Genomic DNA, 2,153 nt, shown 5'->3' with positions numbered 1-2,153 from the left:
CCGGCGTGGTGATGCTGAACCTGCCGGCGGCGAGGGGCTGACCCGCAATACAGCCCCCCGCCGCGACAGCCCGGCCGACACCCACACAGTCCGGGTGGAAAAGGACGCCGGTGACGGGGCCGGGACCGCCACCGGCGATTCGGACGGCATCAGTCGCGGTCGTCGTCCCAGCGGCTGTCACCACGGCGGGGGCGACGGTCGTCGTCCCGGCAGTCGCCTCGGCGATCGTGGTCGCCATGCCAGCCACGGCGCCCTGACGCCGCCTCGGTTTCGTCGATGCGCCCGTCGCCGTTGCGGTCCATGCGCATCAGACGCCGTTCCATGGGATAGGCGAATTCCTCCTGACTGACGGCGCCGTCGCCGTCGCTGTCGAGCCGCTGGATGCGGCGCTCGGCGCGCATGCGCATCATCAGCGCCTGCATCTCGTCGGCGTCGAGCCGGCCGTCGCCGTTGACGTCCGCCTCGGAGAAGCGCCCGGCCTGGCGCTCCTTGAGCGCCTGGACACTCATCGGCAGGTCGTCCGGCCCCATCCCCATCATTCCCGGCGCACCGAAATGCCCGCGGCGATCCGGGCCGGCGTTGGCCAGACCCGCCACGGCAACGGTGAGGACGGCGGCACCGATCAGAAACTTGCCCTTGTGCATGAGTCATCTCCCGTACTTGCTGCGACTTTCACGGCCGCGATTCACCGCGACCTCGCAGACGATTCTGGGCACGGGCCGTGGAGGGAATATGCGCGAATCGGGGAGAGAATGTGAAACGCCGCCGGGCCCGAACCTCAGCCCAGGGCCTCGAGGCGGTAGCCCACGCCGTAGACGGAGCGGATCAGCTCCTGGTCGCCGCGGATAACGGCCATCTTGCGGCGCAGGTTCTTGACGTGGGTGTCCACGGTGCGGTCGGTCACCACGCGGTGATCGTCGTAGAGGTGATCGAGGAGCTGGTCCCGCGAGAACACCCGGCCCGGGTGCCCGGCGAGGGTGGCGAGCAGGCGGAACTCCACCGGTGTCAGCGACAGCGGCTCGCCGTCGAGGCTGGCACGGTAGCCGGCCTCGTCCACGACCAGCCCCCGCCCCGCACCGGCAGGCGCGTCGCTGCGGGTCCGGCGCAGGATGGCCTTGACCCGGGCGACCACCTCGCGGGGACTGAAGGGCTTGCAGATGTAGTCGTCGGCGCCGAGCTCCAGGCCGAGGAGACGGTCGATCTCCTCCACCCGGGCGGTGACCATGACCACCGGCACGTCGCTGAAGCCGCGGATCGCGCGGCACACGCTCATGCCGTCCTCGCCGGGGAGCATGAGGTCCAAGAGCACGAGATCGGGCTGATTGGCGCGGACCCACGGGACGACCTCGCGGCCGTCGCCCAGCACGTGCGGCTCGTAGTCCGCCGCACGCAGGTAGTCGGCCAGCAGCCCCGCCAGCTGGGGCTCGTCCTCGACGATGAGGATGCATCCACTCATGCCCCGGTACCCTCCTGGTTGAGTCATGTCCCGTCGTTCAGCCCGCCAGCGGCAACGTCAGCCGTATGCCGACACCGCCGGCGGGCGCTGCATAGGCCTCGATTCGACCACCGTGGGCCACAGCTATGTTACGGCATATCGCAAGCCCCAGGCCGGCGCCGCCGCTGGAGCGGCTGCGTGAGCCCTCGACCCGGTAGAGCCGCTCGAACAGCCGCTCCAGGGCCTCGGCGGGCACGCCCGGCGCGGAATCCTCCAGCCGCAGCACGGCCTCGCCACCCTCCGTGGCCAGGGACAGGTGCACCTCGCCGCCGCGGTCCGTATAGGACAGGCTGTTGTAAAGCAGATTGCCCAGGAGCTGACCGATACGGCCACGGTCGGCGGTAACCGTCACCGGCTGCCCGGGCACCGTCAGCGCCAGCCTGAGACCGGCATCGGCCATCCGCGCACGCCACTGCCCTGCGGCCGTTCTCGCCAGTTCGGCGAGGTCCAGCACCTCCATGCGGTAGTTGAGCGCGCCGGCGTCGGAGAGCGAGAGCTCGTAGAGGTCGTCGACGAGCTTGCTCAGCGTGGCGACACTGCCCTGCAGGCCCGTCAGGGACTCACGGGTGAGCGGGCGCACGCCGTCCTCCATGGCCTCCAGCTCGGCCCGCAGCACCGACAGTGGCGTGCGCAGCTCATGGGAGATATCCGCCATGAA

Annotated in this window: 3 protein-coding genes; all 3 read right to left on the bottom strand. The window is 70.3% G+C overall.

What is annotated here, in order from left to right:
• Positions 1 to 149: 149 nt before the first annotated feature.
• Complete coding sequence (locus tag G7A99_RS18540; RefSeq protein ID WP_163142969.1) at positions 150 to 644, bottom strand: EF-hand domain-containing protein; 495 nt, start codon at positions 642 to 644, stop codon at positions 150 to 152.
• Between the two features lie 134 nt (positions 645 to 778).
• Positions 779 to 1,456, bottom strand: coding sequence for a response regulator (locus tag G7A99_RS18535; protein ID WP_163142966.1), 678 nt, complete (start codon positions 1,454 to 1,456; stop codon positions 779 to 781).
• A gap of 37 nt (positions 1,457 to 1,493) precedes the next feature.
• Positions 1,494 to 2,153 (bottom strand): ATP-binding protein (locus tag G7A99_RS18530; RefSeq protein ID WP_240466342.1); only part of this gene is annotated, 660 nt, incomplete at its 5' end.

Source organism: Arhodomonas sp. KWT (genome assembly GCF_010993615.1).
The sequence above is the reverse complement of the archived record's forward strand: the minus strand, read 5'-3'. Positions and strand labels throughout refer to the sequence as shown.

Coding starts and splice junctions, on each gene's coding strand:
- G7A99_RS18540 (WP_163142969.1), bottom strand. CDS start 644: ATGCACAAGGGCAAGTTTCTGATCGGTGCCGCCGTCCTCACCGTTGCC.
- G7A99_RS18535 (WP_163142966.1), bottom strand. CDS start 1,456: ATGAGTGGATGCATCCTCATCGTCGAGGACGAGCCCCAGCTGGCGGGG.